Source organism: Pseudoalteromonas prydzensis (genome assembly GCF_001661495.1).
Taxonomy (GTDB): domain Bacteria; phylum Pseudomonadota; class Gammaproteobacteria; order Enterobacterales; family Alteromonadaceae; genus Pseudoalteromonas; species Pseudoalteromonas prydzensis.
The window spans coordinates 657,204-677,959 of the sequence record NZ_BDDT01000001.1; the positions used below are offsets into that span (position 1 = coordinate 657,204).

At 41.9% G+C, this 20,756-nt stretch carries 20 protein-coding genes; 1 reads left to right on the forward strand and 19 read right to left on the reverse strand.

Annotated elements, in window-relative coordinates; all coding sequences use genetic code 11:
- Nucleotides 1-87: 87 nt before the first annotated feature.
- From A7968_RS02720 to fdxA, 3 genes are all read right to left on the reverse strand, one after another.
- Complete coding sequence (locus A7968_RS02720; protein WP_064665029.1) at nt 88-597, reverse strand: Sbal_3080 family lipoprotein; 510 nt, start codon at nt 595-597, stop codon at nt 88-90.
- 36 nt (nt 598-633) lie between these two features.
- A complete protein-coding gene (locus tag A7968_RS02725) occupies nt 634-2,880 on the reverse strand; it encodes a carbohydrate binding family 9 domain-containing protein (RefSeq protein ID WP_064665363.1) in 2,247 nt (748 codons plus the stop codon).
- A gap of 130 nt (nt 2,881-3,010) precedes the next feature.
- A complete protein-coding gene (fdxA, locus tag A7968_RS02730) occupies nt 3,011-3,334 on the reverse strand; it encodes a ferredoxin FdxA (protein ID WP_064665030.1) in 324 nt (107 codons plus the stop codon).
- Between the two features lie 167 nt (nt 3,335-3,501).
- Here fdxA and A7968_RS02735 point away from each other — a divergent pair, with 167 nt between their 5' ends.
- A complete protein-coding gene (locus tag A7968_RS02735; RefSeq protein ID WP_064665031.1) occupies nt 3,502-5,112 on the forward strand; it encodes an NAD(P)/FAD-dependent oxidoreductase in 1,611 nt (536 codons plus the stop codon).
- 64 nt (nt 5,113-5,176) lie between these two features.
- On the opposite strand, the gene A7968_RS02740 is transcribed toward A7968_RS02735, so the two are convergent.
- From A7968_RS02740 to A7968_RS02815, 16 genes are all read right to left on the reverse strand, one after another.
- Nucleotides 5,177-6,478 carry a DEAD/DEAH box helicase gene (locus A7968_RS02740; protein ID WP_064665032.1) on the reverse strand — a complete coding sequence of 434 codons (1,302 nt, stop codon included), beginning with the start codon at nt 6,476-6,478 and terminating at the stop codon, nt 5,177-5,179.
- 233 nt (nt 6,479-6,711) lie between these two features.
- Nucleotides 6,712-7,941: a beta-ketoacyl-ACP synthase gene (locus tag A7968_RS02745; RefSeq protein WP_064665033.1), complete on the reverse strand. Its 1,230-nt coding sequence runs from the start codon at nt 7,939-7,941 to the stop codon at nt 6,712-6,714.
- Entirely contained in the window at nt 7,941-8,666 is a 726-nt protein-coding gene (fabG, locus tag A7968_RS02750) for a 3-oxoacyl-ACP reductase FabG (RefSeq protein WP_064665034.1), read from the reverse strand. Before fabG ends, A7968_RS02745 begins: the two co-directional genes overlap by 1 nt.
- Nucleotides 8,663-9,118, reverse strand: a complete 456-nt coding sequence (locus tag A7968_RS02755) for a hotdog family protein (RefSeq protein WP_064665035.1) — start codon at nt 9,116-9,118, stop codon at nt 8,663-8,665. Before A7968_RS02755 ends, fabG begins: the two co-directional genes overlap by 4 nt.
- Nucleotides 9,105-10,271, reverse strand: coding sequence for a beta-ketoacyl-ACP synthase (locus A7968_RS02760; RefSeq protein ID WP_064665036.1), 1,167 nt, complete (start codon nt 10,269-10,271; stop codon nt 9,105-9,107). Before A7968_RS02760 ends, A7968_RS02755 begins: the two co-directional genes overlap by 14 nt.
- On the reverse strand, nt 10,271-10,825 hold the full coding sequence (locus tag A7968_RS02765; RefSeq protein WP_064665037.1) for a DUF3261 domain-containing protein: 555 nt from the start codon (nt 10,823-10,825) through the stop codon (nt 10,271-10,273). Before A7968_RS02765 ends, A7968_RS02760 begins: the two co-directional genes overlap by 1 nt.
- Entirely contained in the window at nt 10,813-12,057 is a 1,245-nt protein-coding gene (locus tag A7968_RS02770) for an NAD(P)/FAD-dependent oxidoreductase (RefSeq protein ID WP_064665038.1), read from the reverse strand. The genes A7968_RS02765 and A7968_RS02770 overlap by 13 nt, the downstream gene beginning before the upstream one ends.
- Complete coding sequence (locus A7968_RS02775) at nt 12,054-14,354, reverse strand: MMPL family transporter (RefSeq protein ID WP_084447975.1); 2,301 nt, start codon at nt 14,352-14,354, stop codon at nt 12,054-12,056. Before A7968_RS02775 ends, A7968_RS02770 begins: the two co-directional genes overlap by 4 nt.
- Nucleotides 14,293-14,823, reverse strand: coding sequence for a LolA family protein (locus tag A7968_RS02780; RefSeq protein WP_064665039.1), 531 nt, complete (start codon nt 14,821-14,823; stop codon nt 14,293-14,295). The genes A7968_RS02775 and A7968_RS02780 overlap by 62 nt, the downstream gene beginning before the upstream one ends.
- Nucleotides 14,823-15,248 carry an acyl-CoA thioesterase gene (locus tag A7968_RS02785; protein ID WP_064665040.1) on the reverse strand — a complete coding sequence of 142 codons (426 nt, stop codon included), beginning with the start codon at nt 15,246-15,248 and terminating at the stop codon, nt 14,823-14,825. Before A7968_RS02785 ends, A7968_RS02780 begins: the two co-directional genes overlap by 1 nt.
- Nucleotides 15,241-16,785 (reverse strand): HAL/PAL/TAL family ammonia-lyase, encoded by a 1,545-nt coding sequence (locus A7968_RS02790; protein WP_064665041.1) that lies wholly within the window; start codon nt 16,783-16,785, stop codon nt 15,241-15,243. The genes A7968_RS02785 and A7968_RS02790 overlap by 8 nt, the downstream gene beginning before the upstream one ends.
- Nucleotide 16,786: 1 nt before the next feature.
- Entirely contained in the window at nt 16,787-17,755 is a 969-nt protein-coding gene (locus A7968_RS02795; protein WP_064665042.1) for a lysophospholipid acyltransferase family protein, read from the reverse strand.
- Nucleotides 17,755-18,492: a glycosyltransferase family 2 protein gene (locus tag A7968_RS02800; protein ID WP_064665043.1), complete on the reverse strand. Its 738-nt coding sequence runs from the start codon at nt 18,490-18,492 to the stop codon at nt 17,755-17,757. The genes A7968_RS02795 and A7968_RS02800 overlap by 1 nt, the downstream gene beginning before the upstream one ends.
- A complete protein-coding gene (locus tag A7968_RS02805; protein WP_064665044.1) occupies nt 18,489-18,851 on the reverse strand; it encodes an ApeI family dehydratase in 363 nt (120 codons plus the stop codon). Before A7968_RS02805 ends, A7968_RS02800 begins: the two co-directional genes overlap by 4 nt.
- Complete coding sequence (locus tag A7968_RS02810; RefSeq protein WP_064665045.1) at nt 18,835-20,193, reverse strand: AMP-binding protein; 1,359 nt, start codon at nt 20,191-20,193, stop codon at nt 18,835-18,837. The genes A7968_RS02805 and A7968_RS02810 overlap by 17 nt, the downstream gene beginning before the upstream one ends.
- Complete coding sequence (locus A7968_RS02815; protein ID WP_064665046.1) at nt 20,183-20,746, reverse strand: COG4648 family protein; 564 nt, start codon at nt 20,744-20,746, stop codon at nt 20,183-20,185. The genes A7968_RS02810 and A7968_RS02815 overlap by 11 nt, the downstream gene beginning before the upstream one ends.
- Nucleotides 20,747-20,756 lie beyond the last annotated feature (10 nt).

Genomic DNA, 20,756 nt, shown 5'->3' on the forward strand with positions numbered 1-20,756 from the left:
AATAAACCGACTCCATTAATACTTTACAACTCAGATAAAAAAAAGCCCCAACTATAAAGCAGGGGCTGCATTTAAACTCTCGACTAATTAGATAGCAGTTTTTGTTTTATCATTTGCTGCTTTTTGCTCTTCAACTTGAATAAACATAGCATCTACAAGTTCGATAATTTTTTCTTTTGCGTCAATAAACTTATCTAAGCCTGCACCAGCACGATAACTTGCCTGTGCAATTGTATCTGCTTGCTCAACATCTTTAACCCAGATATTTGCATACGACATATAAAGCGCGAGATCCCAATGCCAATTCGCTACATAAAATGCCACTGCATTACAGCCTTGTGCATCTACTGGCTCAAAATCAGTTTGATATGCTTGATGCTTCATTACATAGTTTGCAGTAATAACTTTTGTTTCTACATTATGCTTTGCAAAACCTTCTTGTAACGCAGTAACAACGCCCTCTTTTACTTGCTTGTGCTCCGCTATACACACTGTTTTAGGTCGCTCGGCTTCAAAACGGCTAACATCTTGTTTTGCGGCACAGCCAGCTAATGTTGCTACAGCAATAGCTGCTGCGGTAAGTTTAAGTAGTTTCATTTTTATATTTCCAGTTTGTTATTATTAAAGTATTTGTTACAGCTGCCATGCGTAACTGAGTTTAGTGAAGAAAGTCCGTTGATCACGTTCTACACTCTTTAATGAATCGTCTTGGTAGCCTTTATCTGAATAGCCTAAGTAAAACAATGTTTGTGCATTGATTTTATAGGAATAAACCAGCTGACTGCCGTAATCTCGGTTTATGCTATTAACATTGGTATAGTAAGCGTTTTGATTACGGTCGATATCCTCAAACTGTAAAATCAATTTCAGCATCGAGCGCATGTTAAATTTATAATAAACACGTAAATCAGTCAGATTCGCAGTAAAAACATTATCACCTTGTGGGTTATCTAAACGGCTGTAACTGTGCTCCAGCTGCACTTGCCAGTGATCATTTATATCCCACGTCAACTCTGGCTCTATGGTAAATAAATCACCTAACTGCTCATTGCTGTAATCAATTTTACTGCCAAATTCACTGTAAAGCGTAATGCGTAAATCTTTGCTTGGACTAAAACCACCGTAGATATAACCAATGTTTTGGTTATAGAAATTACCATAATAACTCTCATTACGGTGGATCAAACCAAACTCTAAGGATGACTGTAATTGCCCTTTTAAAAAGATATAACCTTCATATTCTTCCTCAAGCAAGCTGCCATCTTGTGCCCAGGTTTTATCCCAATCCAGATTGTAAGAATATTCAGTTATCATCTCACTGGCATCTAAGTACCAAGTTTGCCCACCGCCTAATAACGCTTTTTTATAATCCACTTTTGCTTGATAGCCAACGTCAGTACGGTAATCTTCACCAATATCCTCATAACTAGCAAATAGCTTATAATCTCGTTTCTCACGGCTAAATTCGAGCATATAAGCTTGATCTGATTGATTGTTCTCTAAGCCATAATTATCGACTAAAAAAGCAGAGTTTTTAGTGTCTGAAGTTGCAACTTGGTACAACACACTATCGGTTTGATTAAACCAATAACTGCCATCCACAGACAATACAGTATTGTGATAATCATTTGCTTCACGGTGGGTGCTCATCACCCCTATAGTGCCTTGCTCACCTAGATCATACTGGTAACGCCCAATTGATGATTTTGATTTTTCGGCTAAATTAGCAAAGCCAGAGCTTTGGTTGGTGGGTAATAAAATACTGGTATTTTCATCATCAGCGTACAAAAACGCATAGCTATGTGCATCCGTTTTCCCGGTTATTTTAGCCCCTAAGTCTGGCTCAGCAATTGTACGGGTATAAAGCAGTTCGAATAGGCTACTTTTAAAATATGACGCACCGTCTAAAAAGAACGGGCGTTTTTCAGCATAATAAATAGAGAATGTAGTATTTACGTCTAACTCTAAACTGTCTGTCTCTACCTGCGAAAAATCTGGGTTAATGGTAGCATTGATAACCGCGTCTTGGCTGATCCCCCAACGTAAATCGAGTCCAGCTTCGGTATCAATATCACCATTTTGCCAATCCCCAGGGACAGCCTCTTTTACATCATTACGAAGTGCGGTTAAGGTCGGTGTTAATTGAATATTTTTACTGGGCTCCATGGCATTAAAGCCGGTGATTTTATCAAACTGGCAAAAGCTGCATTTCACATCACGGTCAAAACCCACATTAGACAACTGATAAAGTACCTCTCGCGGGTAATTACGCCACAGCGCAAACCCCCATGTCATATCAGCTTTATTTTTAGGAAAGCGCAGGGCTGTAAACGGAATGCGCATTTCAACCACATAACCTTGCTCGGTTATTTGCCCTGCGCTATCCCAAATCGCATCCCACGATGGGTCTTCACTCCAACCGTCGGTATCTGTCATGCGCATATCACCTTGCGCACCCAGCGGGTTTACGTAAAATTCGTAGCCGGTACGTTCATCATTAAAAGTATCGATCATGAGCGCAACGTTATCATCACTCCATAAACTATCACGGTCGCGAAGTGCAGCACGAATTTGACTCGGATCATCATCATAAGCGACAAAACCAACATATAAATAGTTGCCGTCTTCGTAGACATAAGCGTCCGTTTTTACCGGTGGCGCGCCTTTCTCGTTAGGTTCATTTTGATAACGCAATGGCACTAGTGTGGCTTGTTGCCAATGAGGTTCACTCAACTGACCATCAAGGTCAATACCTTGATCAATATGTGCTAAGCTAAAATGTTGCTTTTCAGAGGCTTGGCTCAGTTCACTAAAAAGTGTAGAAAAAGACAACAAAAAAAGAAGAGTACATGGCTTTATTATTAATTTTAGATACTGCATAAACATCCGTTTAAAATTTAAATTACTCTTAATGAGTAAATAAGCTGACGAATTGTAATTCACGCAGGTACATTTGTTAATAGTTTGAATGAAAATATATAACAATTATTATATATTTAGGAGGAAAGGATTAGGTTTCTATTAACTTTAGCTTATCCGCTACACCGTTCCATGTATCAGCATCTGCTGGGGCTGGCTTTACATGTGTTATACGCGGCCAAATAAGCGCAAGCTCAGCATTGAGTTCAGTAAACTCCTTTTGCGAGTCAGGTAATTCATCTTCTTGGTAGATTGCCTCAGCAGGACATTCAGGCACACATAACCCACAATCAATACAATCAATCGGGCTGATGGCTAAAAAATTAGGGCCTTCATAAAAAGCATCTGCTGGGCACACTGCTACACAGTCGGTGTATTTACACTTTATACAGTTTTCAGTGACTACAAATGCCATTTTTACGTTTGCCTAACATAGCTTAAATTACAGCAAGGGATCATACCCAACCACAGTCAAAATACAATAAATAATCGCTGCCATCGCAGCTTAAATTAACGTAAAATATTCAGCTATTGTGAGCATAGCGCACCAGCGACTGCTAAGACACCTGACAGAGATTAAATATGATACGTTTAACAGAAATAAAGCTACCTCTTGATCATGGCGAAGATGCCATAAAGCAAGCAATTATCACTAAACTTGGCATTGATAACAGCCAACTCCATAGCTTTAATGTCTTTAAACGTGGTTACGATGCCCGTAAAAAAACCGCCATTTTACTTATTTATACCCTCGATATTGAGGTTGATAACGAAGCACAACTATTAATTCAGTTTGCTAAAGACCAACATGTTAAACCCGCGCCAGATACTAGCTATAAATTTGTTGCTGAAGCACCAGCAACGATTCAAGAACGTCCTGTGGTAATTGGTTTTGGCCCTTGCGGACTGTTTGCGGGTTTAATACTGGCGCAAATGGGCTTTAAGCCAATCATTCTAGAACGCGGCAAAGAAGTACGTGAACGTACTAAAGACACTTTCGGCTTTTGGCGCAAACGTACGCTCAATACCGAATCAAACGTACAGTTTGGTGAAGGCGGCGCAGGCACCTTCTCTGATGGTAAACTTTACAGCCAAGTTAAAGATCCAAAACATTATGGCCGCAAAGTGATCACTGAATTTGTTGCCGCAGGCGCGCCTGAAGAGATCATGTATGTCAGTAAGCCACACATTGGTACTTTTAAGCTGGTGACTATGATTGAAAAAATGCGCGCCAGCATTGAAGCGCTAGGGGGTGAAATCCGTTTTAGCACCCGTGTTGATGATATTTTACTTGATGATGGCCAAGTCACTGGCTTAAAACTCTCTACGGGTGAACAACTTAATACCCGTCATGTGGTGCTAGCGGTAGGCCACAGTGCCCGTGATACCTTTAAAATGGTGTACGACAAAGGCATTTACGTTGAAGCCAAGCCGTTCTCAGTGGGCTTTAGAATCGAACATAAACAATCGATGATCGATGAATGCCGCTTTGGCCCTAATGCCGGCAACCCAATTTTAGGCGCCGCGGATTACAAATTGGTGCATCATTGTGATAATGGTCGTACAGTATACAGCTTTTGTATGTGCCCAGGCGGTACTGTGGTTGCAGCAACCTCTGAAGAAGGCCGTGTTGTTACTAATGGTATGAGCCAATATTCACGTAATGAGCGCAATGCCAACAGCGCTATTGTGGTGGGGATTTCACCTGATGAAGACTATCCGGGCCACCCACTTGCAGGCATTGATCTGCAACGTAAATTAGAAGAGCAAGCCTATGCGCTAGGCGGCAGCAACTATGATGCCCCAGCCCAGTTAATTGGCGACTTCTTAAAGGGTAAAGATTCAAGTGATTTAGGCGATGTAAAACCGTCTTATACGCCGGGTATTAAACTGACTGATCTGGCTAACGTGTTACCAAAGTATGCAATTGATGCCATTCGTGAAGCAATTCCAGCCTTTAACAAACAAATTCGTGGTTTTTCATCGAACGATGGCTTATTAACTGGCGTTGAAACCCGTACTTCATCACCAATTTGTATTAAACGCGACAAAAGCATGCAAAGTGTCAATACTCAAGGCTTATATCCTGCTGGTGAGGGCGCCGGTTATGCTGGCGGTATTTTATCGGCTGGTATTGATGGCATAAAAGCCGCTGAAGCACTGGCGCTATCTATGCTTGAGAAACACAGCTAAAAAAGCTTAGATATAAAAAAGCCTGAATTACTCAGGCTTTTTTATACTTTAAAATAACTAAGTGTTATTTCTTAAGCTTTAATTTTTCACCCTTAAGTGACTTACGCACACCAGAAATACGAGCACGATTCTTAGCTCGCGCTTCACCGGTTGCTTGACCAGATGGTTTATTTGAATGGCTGCGACGTAGATGCGACGGTTTTTTACCAATTTTATCAATCAATACTTCACGATTGCTTACTTCATAACCCGGCAAATATTCACGCTGAATTTTTTGACCGATCAAAGTTTCAATTTCAAACAACATGTTTTCTTCTTCGCGGCTAACAAATGAAATTGCTTGACCTTGTTTACCGGCACGCCCCGTACGACCTATACGGTGTACGTAATCTTCAGCAAGCCATGGTAAGTCAATATTAATTACACGTGGTAAGTCATCAATATCAATCCCGCGAGCGGCAACTTCTGTAGCCACTAATACGCGAACTTTACCCGCTTTAAAATCACTTAAAGCGCGACGGCGGTTGCCTTGGCTTTTATCGCCATGGCACACAGCAGCAGGGATACCATCTAGGTTTAATTCTTTAACTAGCTCATCAGCCGTCTCTTTCATGTTGACGAACACTAGCACTTGCTGCCAGTTTTTCTTACCAATAAGCTCAGACAACAACTCTTGTTTACGACGCTCTTCCACAGGATATACCACATGGTGAACGGTTGCAGCAGTACTATTTGTTTGATCAACACGAACAATTTCAGCTTGCTTGAGTACTTTACTAGCAAACTGTTTAATTGCCGCTGGGAATGTTGCAGAGAACAACAAAATTTGGCGATCTTCAGCACAGCCATTGATCACGGTTTGCATATCAGTGATAAAGCCCATATCTAGCATACGGTCAGCTTCATCAAGTACTAAGTGCTGTACATTGGCAAGACTCAAATTACCTAAGCGAATATGATCCAGTAAACGCCCTGGCGTTGCGACAACAATGTCTACGCCGGCTTTTAGACCATTTGCCTGACCAGCAGTATTTACACCACCAAATAAGCTCACAACTTTAAGCTTGGTATATTTAGCAAAATCAGTAAAATTATTGGCAATTTGCTCTGCAAGCTCACGTGTTGGTGCAAGCACTAAGGCACGAGGCGCATTGGTTTTTGTGTATTCAACTTCAGATAATTTTTGAATAATAGGTAACGCAAATGCAGCTGTCTTACCGGTGCCTGTTTGGGCACTGGCTAAAACATCTTTGCCTTTACGCACTGCCGGAATGGCACTGCGTTGAATGGGCGTAAGGGTGTGATAGTTAAGTTCATCTAACGCCTGAAGAAGTTCAGGGGCAAAACTAAAAGATTTAAAATTCATGCTGTATAACCTGCGGCCACATTATCAAGGGTCGCAAATTATACAGCAATTTATGCTAAGCAGTTAGTTATAACTTAACTAAAGTGCCTTTTAATACTACGCCTGCCATAATTGCACCTGCGCCACATTCATATTCGGTGCTGCTAACAAACTCACATTTTTTATAATATGATTTTCTTTTGCATGTGTTTGATCTGCAAAATAGAGTAATCAGTCAGTAAACCAAAAAACTTTTATTCACCCTGATAACGTTTAAAAATAAGAGAGGTATTAATACCACCAAATGCAAAGTTATTACTCATCACATAATCAGTCTGAATTTCTCTACCTTGACCTGTAATATAATCCAGTGGCGCACATTGACTATCAATTTCGGTCAAATTAATAGTTGGCGCAAACCAATTATCCGTCATCATGTTAATACTGGCCCATGCTTCAATTGCGCCACAAGCACCTAAAGTATGGCCTAAATAGCTTTTAAGCGAGCTGATTGGTTTTGCGCCTAATGCGTTAAAGGTAGCATGCGATTCTGCAATATCGCCGCGGTCTGTTGATGTACCATGTGCGTTTACATAACCTATTTTATCCGCGGATAGATTGGCGTCTTGTAACGCCATCTCAATGGCTATTTGCATAGTAGCTGAAGTAGGTTGCGTGACATGTTGACCATCTGAGTTACAGCCAAAACCAACCACTTCTGCAAGGATTGTGGCGCCACGAGCTTTAGCATGCTCGTATTCTTCTAAAATAAGCGTCCCCGCTCCTTCCCCAATCACTAACCCATCACGCTCAGTGTCAAAAGGTCGCGGTGTCAATTTTGGAGTTTGATTTTTAGTACTGGTTGCATACAAGGTATCAAATACAGCCGCTTCGGTAACACATAGTTCTTCAGCGCCTCCTGCTACCATTATTTTTTGGCGACCAAATTTAATCGCTTCATAGGCATAACCAATGCCTTGCGATCCAGATGTACATGCAGAGCTTGTGGTGATCACGCGGCCCTTAATGCCAAAAAACACGCCTACATTTACAGGTGCAGTATGCGCCATCATTTGGATATAGCTGGTTGCTGTGAAACCTGCCATAGAGCCCGTTTCCATCATTTTTGCAAAGGCAATCAAGGGTTGCGTTGAACCTGTTGACGAGCCAAACGATACCCCTGTAGAGCCATCAGTTAAACTGGGATCATCCAATAAACCAGCCTGCTCTAATGCAAGTTCAGTGGTGCGCGTTGACATAATAGCAACGCGCCCCATTGAGCGAACTTGTTTGCGTGTGTAATGCGCCGGTTTTATAAAGTGAGTGACAGGAGCCGCAAGCCGGGTATTTAACTCAGGTAAATAATCCCAGTCAGACATTACTTGCACAGCGTTTTCACCGCGCTGCAACGCCTGTTTAAAAACGGGCCATTGATCACCTAAAGCTGTAATTGCCGACATACCTGTAACAACAACGCGCTTCATTAAACCATACCACCGTTAACAGAGATCACTTGACGGGTAATATACGCCGCGTCATCACTAATCAAAAAAGCCACAGTCCCTGCAACTTCCTGCACCGCGCCCATACGTTTTAACGGGATCATCTTAAGCATTTCATCTACAGGTAAATCATCTGTCATTTGCGTATCAATTAAACCGGGGGCAACGCAGTTAACGGTAATTTTGCGCTTAGCAAGTTCAAGTGATAACGCTTTAGTTGCGCCTATAATACCCGCTTTTGCAGCGCTATAATTGACCTGGCCACGATTACCTGCAATGCCTGATACCGACGACATAGTAACAATGCGCCCGCCTTTTCGCCCTTGCACCATCGGCATCACGGTTGGGTGCACAACATTGTAAAATCCTTCAAGGCCAGTGCGAATAACACTGTCCCAATCTTCCCCAGACATAGCCGGAAAAGCCATATCATTGGTGATCCCAGCATTACATACCACACCATAATATGCACCGTGCTCAGCAATATCGGCTTCGATTTGTTGTTTTGCAGCAGCTCTATCACACACATCAAATTGTAATAGACTGACATTTCGCCCAAGTGCGGTAATTTCATCACAGGTTTGTTTTGCGCTTTCGAGCCCACTGCGACAATGCACCGCAATGTCGTAGCCATCCTCGGCTAAGCGTAATGCGATCGCCTTACCGATACCACGGCTTGACCCTGTTACTAAAATTCGTTTTGTCATTGTTGTTCTCTTATAAATTGCATTGGGTCTTGCGGTTGAAACACATTAATTTTAGCTTCACATAATGCTGTGTTATTGTTTTTTATACAGCATTCAAACACACTTAACCCTGAATCTTCTTGGTATAACTTTGAAACTGTAACCTGTAATACTGCACCCATACTAAAAATTGGGGTATGCGTTTTGTATTTACGAGTGCCAATTAAAAAACCTATTTTAACCGCCTCACCTTTATCTTTAGCTAATGCGCCAGCATAAGCGGCAATTGCCTGAGCCATATACTCAGTACCAATATAACTTGGTACGCCATGTAAATTGTCTGAATAAAATGCACTGGCTGGTGATATAGTCACTTCGCAAATAGCACTGTTTTGCTCATAAGAGATAAGCTTATTGAGCAAAATCATTGGTTCTCTATGAGGTACTACTTGCTCAATATTATAGTTGTTCATCTATAAGTCCTAATATTACGCTGACATTATTACCGCCAAATGCAAATGAATTAGACAAGCAATATTTTAGAGGTTTTATAAAGGGTGACGTCAGCAAAGCAATCTCACCAAGAGCCAAGTCTTGTTCACCGGTATTAAAAGGTAAAGTAGTCACAAAGTCATGATTAATTAAACTTAACCAACAGATCCCCGCTTCTATAGCCCCGGCAGCGCCAAGGGTATGGCCGCTTAAGTGTTTGCTTGAACTCACTGGCGTATTGTTGCCAAAGACACGATTAATTGCAAGCGACTCCATAGCATCGTTTTGCGCAGTGGCTGTGCCGTGCGCATTAATATAATCAATAGCCTCGGCTGGTAAGTTTGCATCATTGAGTGCCGCACGCATCGCTTGCTCTGCACCACTGCCATCTGGTGCAGGTGCTGAAATATGATGAGCATCAGAACTTTCTCCACCACCTAAAAATGCCACCGTGTTCCCTTGATTGCGTTTTTTACTCATCACAAATAACGCCGCACCTTCACCAATATTAATGCCACTACGGGTAAGTGCGAAGGGTTGGCAAACCTCATCACTAATAGATGACAATGAGTCAAAGCCATTTACAGTCAACTGACAAAGACTATCAACTCCGCCGCATATAACCACATCAGCAAGATCAGCTAACAATAATGCTCTAGCACTGATCATGGCTTTAGAGCTTGAACTACATGCCGTTGAAATACTGTAGCATGGGCCTGTGGCATTCAATTGCTTGGCAATATAATCTGCAGGAGCAACCAGAGTTTGGTCGTTATAGTTGTATTTATCTGGCCAACCACCCGCTTGTTTAAGTTCCATCCGCGCACGTTCACCTTCGTGGATCGAGGCAGTACTGGTACCGATCACCACAGCAATGCGCTGTTCAGGGACATTAAATTGCGCAAGTGTTGGCTTTATTTGCGCAAGTGCAGCATCAATCAGGCTGTATGTACGAAGTGTCGCTGATAAGGGCAGTGTTTTAACCATACCAACATAAGTCGGTCGGCCAGCAAATGCCAACTCATTGGTGAGCGTTAATGTGTTACTCTGTTGAGCATTTATACTGTCAATAGTCTGCTGATGCCCTACACCTAAGGCACTCACAATCCCTAAATCATTTAACCAAATCGGCATCACTGCTCAACCTTTTGAAATTGAATTTTATAGTCACGTTGAAAATTAATAAGCTGGGTAATCGGCCCCGAAAAATTAATTGTGACTAATAGTTGCTCATCATTAGTAATTCGCCGCTCATCTAAGTTGCTTTGCATTACAGCACCATGCAGCCTTTTATTGATCTCAACAACGGGCCAATGCACTAGCATTATATCAGCTAAGATATAACGTGGATCAATGCCAGCTATGGGTAACATCTTTGTACTTTTGATTGGCGCACCAGGTGGCTTTTCTAAAATAAAAATAGGCATGCCTTGCGCCGTCATCACCACTAAATTTATACCTTGCTGATCATTAATACTTAATTGCGCAAGTAAAGTGTGTTGTTGGCCTTGATGCGAAACCTGCAATACTTGCTGCCAATTATCAATAACCAATTGTGGTGGCGGATCAGCTAACTCAAGCGATGTATTATCAGCGATTTCCACCATACTCTCTGGGGAAAACTGGGTACTACAAGCGGTTAAAAATATACTAATAACCAATGTAGCTGTGCGTATTATGACTGACATAATGCCACCAAGGTAGTGAGCCTACGCTCACTTTGTTTTACGAATGGGTTGTCTGTATCCCACGCATAGCCAGCTAAGATTGCACTGATCATTTCTCTTACTTGATGATTTTGCTCTGTATAAAATATAACATCCTGAAAACGTCCATCATACCAAGCACTGACATAAGTTCTAAAACAGTCAACCCCAGCCTGTAAAGGTTTACTGTAGTCATTTACAAAATCAACCTTTTCACCGCGTAGGTGTTTGTCCACTAAAGGGGCGATTAATGAAGCCGATTTAAGCGCTATGGTCACACCCGATGAAAAAACGGGATCTAAAAACTCACCTGCATTACCAAGTAAGGCAAAGTTATTGCCTACTAAAGACTTCACATTGGCTGAGTAACCGCTAATACTTCGAGCTTCACCTATCGCTTCTCGCGCATTTAGCAATTGTGCTAAAAATGGGTCTTGCTCAATAAAGTCATTTAAACACGCAAGCGGCTCAGCATGTTCAGCAAATCGACTCGGCTGTGCCACAACACCTATGCTGGCAGTGCCATCGCTAAACGGGATCAGCCAATACCAAATGTCGTTATGTATAGGATGGACATTAATTAAAATTTTATTGCGGTCGAAATTTTCATCAACAATGCCATCTTTAAAGTGACTAAAAAAAGCACTGCGCACAGGAAAGTCTGATGGCTGTTCGAGATCTAATAAACGCGGCAGTACACGGCCAAAACCACTGGCGTCTAAAATAAATCGTGCAGTGACCTTGTATTCGTTTTGTTGCTGATCTTTTACTTGTAACTCGGCGCCATCAACTAAATCATGATAAGCGATAACCGTATGCTGATAACGAATTTCAGCACCTTGTTTCTGAGCGCCATCGGCGAGGCATTTGTCAAAATCAGCCCGTTTAACTTGGTACGTTGTACCAGGCCCTTGGCTAAATTTTTCAGTGAAGTTAATACTCGCATGTTCGCCACAACGTTGAAACGCTGCGCCATTTTTAAATTGAAAACCAAGTGACGCGGCATTTTCATGCAATGAATCAACTAAGCCGGCTTGCTCTAAATACACCATACATTGTGGTAATAAGCTTTCACCAATGGAAAAACGTGGAAATGTTTGCTGCTCTAAAACCAGTACCTGCCAACCTCGTTTTACCAATAAACTGGCGGCCGCAGCGCCAGATGGACCAGCACCTATGATAACCACGTCGTAATGTTGATTTTCCGTATTCACCTATTTTCCTTACTTTTAGGCACTGCTAATGTCAATGGAGCCAAAACAAATATCGTTACAAGGCCAATCATAATTGTTAAACCAAAGCTATAGATTGCTGGAGTAATGGACATAGCTAGCATGCCAAAAACCCACATGGACGAGGCCGCCGATAAACTGATTGCGATGATATTCTCTCTACTCAACTGATTTATTTGATAAAAAACAAGGTAATCGATAGACAGTGCCATCACCAATAAACTGCCGAGCAAATTAAAAATCGATAAACTCCCCTGCAACACGCTGCATAACGATAAAATAATCGCGATGGTAAGCATGAGCACCGCGGTTTGTTTAAACGCGCACTTTATTTTAAAGCGCCATGCGAACAAAAGAGCTGCCAAGAGGATGGCGCAGCCTAAGGTAATAAGCAGCGAATGACTATAGTGTGTGAGGCCCTCACTAAGCAATGCCACTTTATTGTAACTTAAGAGTTGTGGATCTGCGGATGCAAATTCTGCTAAAACACTCTCCGGCACATCCGTTACCATAAACCAACTTGCAACAAACTCATCGCCTTGCATCACTTGTTGCGTAATTAAAGGCGCTAAAGGCGAAGTCAGTAATGTATCAAGGGTTAATGTTTTTGTTGATGCAGTAAATGGCTGTCCGGTGATATTTTCAGAGACAGTAAACACACCTTGCTTTTGCTTTTCTTCAACGAGTGCGCTATTTCGTTTTTGCATTACTTTACTAGGTAATAAATCGCTGAGTAAATTCAGCTTTGCATCGGGTGCTCGTAACTTAACGGCTGCTTTAAAGGTTGTTAATTGCTCAAGCAGCGCTTGTTCATCATCAGCAAACATGATCATGATTTGGCCAGTATCTCGCCCTAACAATGATAAATGAAAAGCTTCATTTGTTATCAGTGCTTGCGGGCTTGCATTTAACAAACGAACATCATTATTTAAGCTAATTGGTGCATATAAATAACAGGCGGCTATTAATCCAACACTGGCGATGATTACGTAGCGGCGTAAGTGCAGTAAGCTTTGCAAGAAAGTGTTGAGCTTATCAGCAAGGTTTAATATTGGCGCAGCAATAATAAGCTGGTGCTGCCATTGTCGAGTAATGAGCAAGGTACACAGCCATGCACTAAACAGCCCTGCCACAACAAATACGCCTACTTGTGCAAGCAACAGCATTGGCGAAAAAAATAAACTGGCATAGCCAAGTGAGGTAGTCAGTAACGATAAAAACAGCGCTAATTTCAAGCCGCGGCTGTAACCTTTTTGCTCGCTACTGGAAAGATCCAACATGCCATGAAACGAATAATCTATGGCAATACCAATAAGTGTTACGGCAAATACTAAAGTAAGGATATGCACTTGTGCGAACACCGCTAGTAATACAGCGGCTCCGCCTAATATCGCACTCATCACAGTTAATGAGGCAAGCCATAGCGCGATACCTGAACGAAACACCCAGACAATCATAGCGACCAGTGCAACTAGGCTCAATGTACCAAATAATGTCATTTCATATTTGGCTTGGCTGGCATTGGCACTGGTATGAAATAGCGCTCCTGAATAACGTACCTTTGTATGTGGAAAATCCACAGCTAATTGTTGTAACTGTTGCTTAATACTTGTACTAAGTTGCTGCGCTTGCTCAATACCAAAGGCATTATCCTTGATCTGCGCAAATAGCAGGTAATACTTGGCATCTTGATAAGATACCGTTAAACGATTTTCTTCGAGGTTAAAGGTTTGCAGCTTTTGCATTTGCTCAGTTAAAAAACTAGCAAGGCTTAAACTTGCATCGAGGTTGATCGTTGCACTGACGAATGGATCGGCTATTTGGCTGAGCTTTTGGTAATAAAACGCACTGAATGTATGTTGATTTTCAATCGCGGCGCGATAGTCTTCACTGAGTAAACGTCCGGCGTAGGGAGCATAAAACTGACTTAAAGTGTCAATTTTCGGCACATTGAAACGCGCAGGTAAACCGTTATCAATAAGCCAATTGTTTAGCCTATCATGCACTTGCTTTGCATTATCCCCGGTAATAGAAAACATCACTTGCTGTTTATTTGCTGCAAAAAAGTGCGTTTCAACACTATCAATGCGTGTATCCGATTGTGGCATTAAAGCTAAAATATCGCTGTCAATGCGCGGTTTTTGCAAGACAATCACCGCGATTAACAATAATGCTAACCCTGATAACCAAGCAAATGCACTCAGCCAACGAGCCACTTTAATTAAATTCCGCAGCGCTGGGCGCTGAATAGTTAAAATGTATAATCGTGTAATTGGCATTGTGTTCATTTAAGCGCACTTGTTGCACACTTCCCTGCTCTGCACACAGCTGAAAACTGACGAACAACTGGCTTAACAGCTGATCGTTTGGTTGCAACAACGAGCAACCAGCTTGTGTATCATCAGACACCGTAAATTGCTTACCTAAAGTATCAAGATCGTGGGTAATTATTGCCTGTAGTAAATTTACAAAAGGAGCCGCTCCAGGTTGCGCCACCGCTTCGCCTTGAGCATTTTCGACATACACTTGGCCATTTTTAATCAGCAATGTACTAGTAATTGGTTTTGTTACTTGCCATTTCAGTTGTTCTGGCTCAAGCACAAACACGCCACTGGAAATAAAGGGTTTTGCGAAGCCTGCAAAGTATTTTTCTTGGCTAAACTTCCCTGACTTATTAAGCGACAGCTCTGATGCATAACTAAGCGTTGTTAAGAAGCAAGCTACAGAAAATATAATTAATCGTATCATCACAGCACCTTATACAGCTTTTCACTTATAATTGCTGGAGATACATATTGCAGTTCATGTGTTTGTACATCTACGGCCACTTGCACAGTGGTTGCTTTTGTCAGCTTTTGAGCCGTTTGGCAATCAGTGATCACATAATCAATGCGTAGCCGTGTTTCGTATTCTTTTAAATAAGCATCCACACGTATTTTTTGCGAAAACACCGCAGAGCTGACATATTTTATCCGCATATCTACAATTGGCCACGCATAACCCGACTCTTTCATTTGCATATAGTCATAATCAAATAAACGCAATAACTCACAACGTGCAACTTCAAGATAGCGGGCATAATTTCCATGCCATACAACATTCATTGGATCGCAATCATGAAAAGGAATGTCAATTTCAACATGAGTGCTAAGTAACGCCCCTTTACTATTCATATAAGCTCCAGCGTTTTCTTTGAATTGCATCGACCGTAAACCTTAGCACACCTTCTAATGGGCGGTCTTCATCAAGTACTTCAAAATACTCACAAATATCGGTATACATTGCTTGAACATCTGCTGTTAAACTTTCGAAATCGAGCTCATTTTGAGCAATTCGCAATCGCAGTGCTTGTACACTCGCAAGTAATGTACTGGCAACCACTTGCTCTGTTAATTGTAAAATACGTAAACAATCACGAGCAGCGATGGTGCCCATACTCACTTTATCTTGATTATGACACTCTGTAGAGCGTGAAAACACACTCGCTGGCATTGTTAATTTAAGCGCTTCTGCGGTGTAAGCGCTCGCGCCAATTTGTACCGCCTTAAAGCCATGATTGATAAAACGTCTTTCACTGCTGCTGGCAGATAAATTTGACGGTAGACCATTGTTGTAACGTGTATCCACTAACGAAGCAATTTGTCTATCGGCTAAATCGGCTAAATTTGCAACAGCCGTTTTCATGCTATCCATTACCATAGCAATATGACCACCATAGAAATGTCCACCATGAAGAACATGTTCGCCTTCGCCATCAATGATTGGGTTATCATTGGCCGAATTTAGTTCATTTTCAATCATTTGCCTAAACCACGGTAAGCTATCCTGCACCACACCGATAACATGAGGCGCGCAGCGGATTGAGTAACGATCTTGCAAACGGTCGGCATTACGCGGGTGCTCTACATGATTTAAATCGCTACGGATCCAACTCGCTATTTGTTGTTGACCTGGGTGTGGCTTAACCGAAAATAAAATATCGTCAAAGTGATGACTATTGCCCTTTAAGGCTAAACTTGCAAAAGCAGTGATACGGCTGGTTAATTTAGCTAAATAGGCACTGCGGTCAAACGCTAAACAGGCAAGCGCGGTCATTACAGCCGTGCCATTCATCACTGCTAGGCCCTCTTTCGGCCTAAGCGTTAACGGTGTTAAACCCAACTCTTGCATAACACTTAAGCTGTTGCGAATTTCGCCTTTATAAAATACATCGCGTTCACCGACCATCGCCCCCGCAACATATGACAATGGCGTTAAATCGCCACTGGCACCCACAGAGCCTTCTTGCGGAATAACCGGGACAATATTATGATTTAAATACGCCGTAAGCAGGTTTAGCATATCCCAACTAACACCCGAATACCCTTGCGATAAAGACGCCAAACGGGTTGCTAATATTGCGCGCCCTTGCGCCACATTAAACACATCACCTAAGCCACAACCGTGAAATCGTGTTAAATGCAGCGGTAATTCATCAACAAGGGCCAATGGTACTTTTACTGTAACCGAATCACCATAGCCTGTGGTTACACCATAGATCACACCGTCTTCTTTTAATAATTGATCTAAAAAGGCCACTGCGCTGTTAATTTTACGTGCTAGTTGTTCATCACCAGAGAGCGCAACAGCACCTTGCTCGAGTGCAATATGCACAATATCTTCAATTGTTAAACGCTGATTTCCAAATACTGTTGTAGCGAGATCCGACACCTTACTTCCCCTTCTTTTGGTCACGGATCACAGTGTGATCATTTTGCCAAAAATCATAAAAATTAAACCATTGATATGGATACAAAGCCGCATAATGAGCAAGACGCGCTGCATAATCCGAAATAACGAGTTGCAATGCATGCTGACGTGTTTTGCGTGGTAAAACGAGTTTGTCTGCGTATTTTTCAAATACAACACGGTAGTACAAGCCTTTTTGTGCGCTTCGGTCTTTTAAACAAAACAAAAAGAATACTGGGCAATCAAGCAATGCAGCTAAAATAAACGGCCCTTGTGAAAAAGGTGCTGGCTTACCTAAAAAGTCACATTCAATTACCCGACCTGCGCTGGTGCTGCTGGTTCTATCACCAACGATCACCACAATTTCACCTTGCTCTACTTTTTCTTTAAGCAAGATTGCAATATCAGGGCCCAAATCGGTCACTTGGATTAAATTGACGCTTACAGCAGGATTGATACGTTTAAGAATTTTATTAAATTCAACCGCGTGGTGAGTAAAAACCAGCACATTAATACGCTTACTACTGCGGTGCTGGCTAAGCGCACGACACACTTCGAGATTGCCAAGATGAGAGCCTATAAACACCGCACCTTGGCACTGCTCATCTAATTGCTTATACAAAGCTTCATTTGTGTACACGATATCGGATTGCTTGATGCGACCAAGCCATGCATCAATTTTATCAAATGCACTATTGGCAAATGACCGAAAATGGCGAAAACTGTCACGCCAAGACGCCTGTTTGTTTACACCATTAAAGTGATTAACTTGAGTTAAAAATTGCAGCGAGGCTATACGCGCCGTTTTCCCTGTAAGAAATAAATACAATAACACAGGAAACAAAACTAACCACAAACCTTTGCGGCCAAGTACCCGATAGCTTAACAGCAAAATTTGCATACCAAGCTGATTACCACGCTCTTGCATTTTTGACCAATGCTTTACTGCCATTAGGGCGCTACCTTACGCCAAAGTAATTTAGGAATACGCACTAACATGCCAAAAAATAACCGTGTGTGTAACCAAGAAATGCCAATATTATCGTGCAGCGCGCGAAAATGAGACACGCCATCTTCGGGGTAGATCACTTGCGTAGGAATAAATGTAACGCGCGAACCTTGCCAATATAAACGCACTAAAATCTCGATATCAAAGTCCATCCGCGCGCCTAATGTACGTTTGTTCATTAATCGCTCGGTTTGTTGCAATGGATAAACCCTAAACCCACACATAGAGTCAACAATATCAAAACTCAGGGTTTCAACCCACACCCAAAAATGGGTGATATAACGGCTTAAATAACGATGTTTGGGCACTGAACTATCATAAATTGGACAACCACTGACGACATTTTCTGGTACTTTATCGCTGGCGGCAATCAATTTACTAATATCGTGCAAACTATGCTGACCGTCGGCATCAACTTGTATTGCATGGCTATAGCCATTTGCAAATGCGTAACGCAAACCAGTTTGTACCGCGCCTCCTTTGCCTTGATTTTCGCTGTGGGTCAGTAAGGTCAAAAACAGATAAGTTTGCTCAAGACTGGCAAATAGCTGTTTAGCATCCTCATCACTGCCATCATCGATCATGATAATGGGTAATGATAATTCGCTCAGTTCGCTTAATACCCCAGCAATCGCATGAGTATGATTATAATTAGGTATAACAATACAGTAGCTGTTCATAGCGATGGAGTTGCAAAGACCAACCTACCACTTGCATGTTGGCCTTTATCAGAGTGATAACTAAAAATACATTTACCGTTTTTATTGCGTTCAAGAGTCAGGTTAACAGTCATATTCGCCGTGGTGACAACTTGAAATTTAAGTACTTCAACATCATGTACGGTGTCTGGAAATGCTAAATACTGCTGGGCAAATTTTACTGCCCAATCTAACTGTACAACACCCGCAAGAATCGGAGCACCTGGGAAGTGACCGCGAAAATAATCAATATCTTCACTGATGTATAACGCCAAACTGACTTTATCTTCTGACTGCGATAACACAGTGACATCTGGCTGGGTGTTATTCAGGCTTTGCAAAGTACTGCTCCATGGTTTTTATATGTAACTTAGCTTGGCTATTATAAGGCAGTGCTTTGATATAGCGCCATTTACGAGGCAAACAAACGCGCTCAAATCGATTCGATAAAAAGTTAATCAATAACCGATTTGTCGCCAATTTACCCTGTGAATCTAAATGTTGCTGGCCTGCCGCACTAAGTACAACTAGCGCACCAATTTGTACGCGTTTAGCTGGTACAACCAGTAATTTAGCTTCTTGCACCCATTCATGCTTAATTAATTGCGCTTCTAATTCATCCAGATTTAGCCGCTTTTCTTCAATTTTTATGGTGCGGTCTAAACGGCCTAACAGATGAAATTGACCATTACTAAGCAATTGAGCAGTGTCATCTAACGGCACATTTTTTTGTTGTAAAATATACGAGTTTAACAACAATCTACCATGCTCATTTAGTGATAATTGATTACCCGAAAATGGCTGCCATGGCGTGTTGATTGAGGAGTCCAAGACTTGGCGATAGGCAATACCACCGGTTTCGGTGCTGCCATACACTTGAGTAATTGGTCGTTGCAGCTGCTGGTAAAGTGTTTGTGAATGCTGATTATTGAGCGGCCCACCCGATGAAAATAACCATTGTAGTGAGGCCCTTTGTGTAACTAACACGTTATCATTGCAGAGTCGGGCTAATTGCGCAGGGCTTGATACTAAAACAGCTTGAGGACACGATTGTAATTTTTGCGCAATGTGCTCTGGGTATTGCAGCTGCGTGCTATCAATAATATGACCATTCGCTAAAGGCCATAACAAACGAAACAATAAGCCATAGATATGCTGATGAGACACAGTAGAGATAAAGGTCAGCCGACCTAATAACTCGAAACTTGAACTCAACACCATCAACTCACGATTAAGCACATGCCACGATTTTACAATCGGTTTTGATTGGCCGGACGAGCCCGAGGTATAAAACACCACCATCGACTCACTCGGCCATGTGAGTGAAGTAGTTGATGGGTTTACAACTTGTGGCTGTGTCTCAATATTCAGCAGCTCATCCGTAAATAGTAAATTACTATCGTCACCGCAAAAAATAGCACTTTGTTGTAAAAAGATTTGCAAGGTTTCCGGTTGACCATTCGGTGGCAAGATAACGGTATGGCCACGGGTTGCAAGTGCAAACAAGCGGACAGCAAATTGGTATGTATCTGGGTGAAATAACACAACCTGACTGGCTGGTTTCAACTGATGTAATTGGCTTTGGAAATGCTTAATATCAGCGACAAACTCACTTTGCGTGATCAGCTGCTGGTCAACAAAAAATGCAGCCTTGTCATCAAATTGTATTGGCCTAACTGGCATTGTTTCTTACCTTTTGTCTAACTAACCACTCGATTGCCATAATCAGTCCGATCAGAATATACGCAATCAAACCATTATACAGCGTCCATACCGATAACGATGTATATAAACTTGTGTATAGCGCTGCACTGGCATTAAGAATAAAAAAAACACACCACACTTTAGTAATTTGGCGAGTATAACGAATGCCTGTGGCATCTAACTCTGGCTCACGAATACGTGCAAAGCTTTCAATTACTGGTGGCCCATAACGCAGTGAAAAAGCAAACGTAATGGCCATAACTGTATTTATAATTACAGGATACAAACGTAAGCCAATCTCAGTGCTTTGCCACGTAGAGATAGTTAATACTATCACCGCCAGCACACTTGCGGGTATTAGCCACGGCATACGTTTTAGTAATTGACGACTCACTAATAAACGAATAATAACTAAAGCAATCAGTATCATGCTGACATATTTTACAGACGTATATTGCAAACCAAAATACACAATAAATGGGTATAAAGTTAAACATACTAGCGCCAGCGTAATACTTATTGCTTTGAGCATAGTAGCGCGC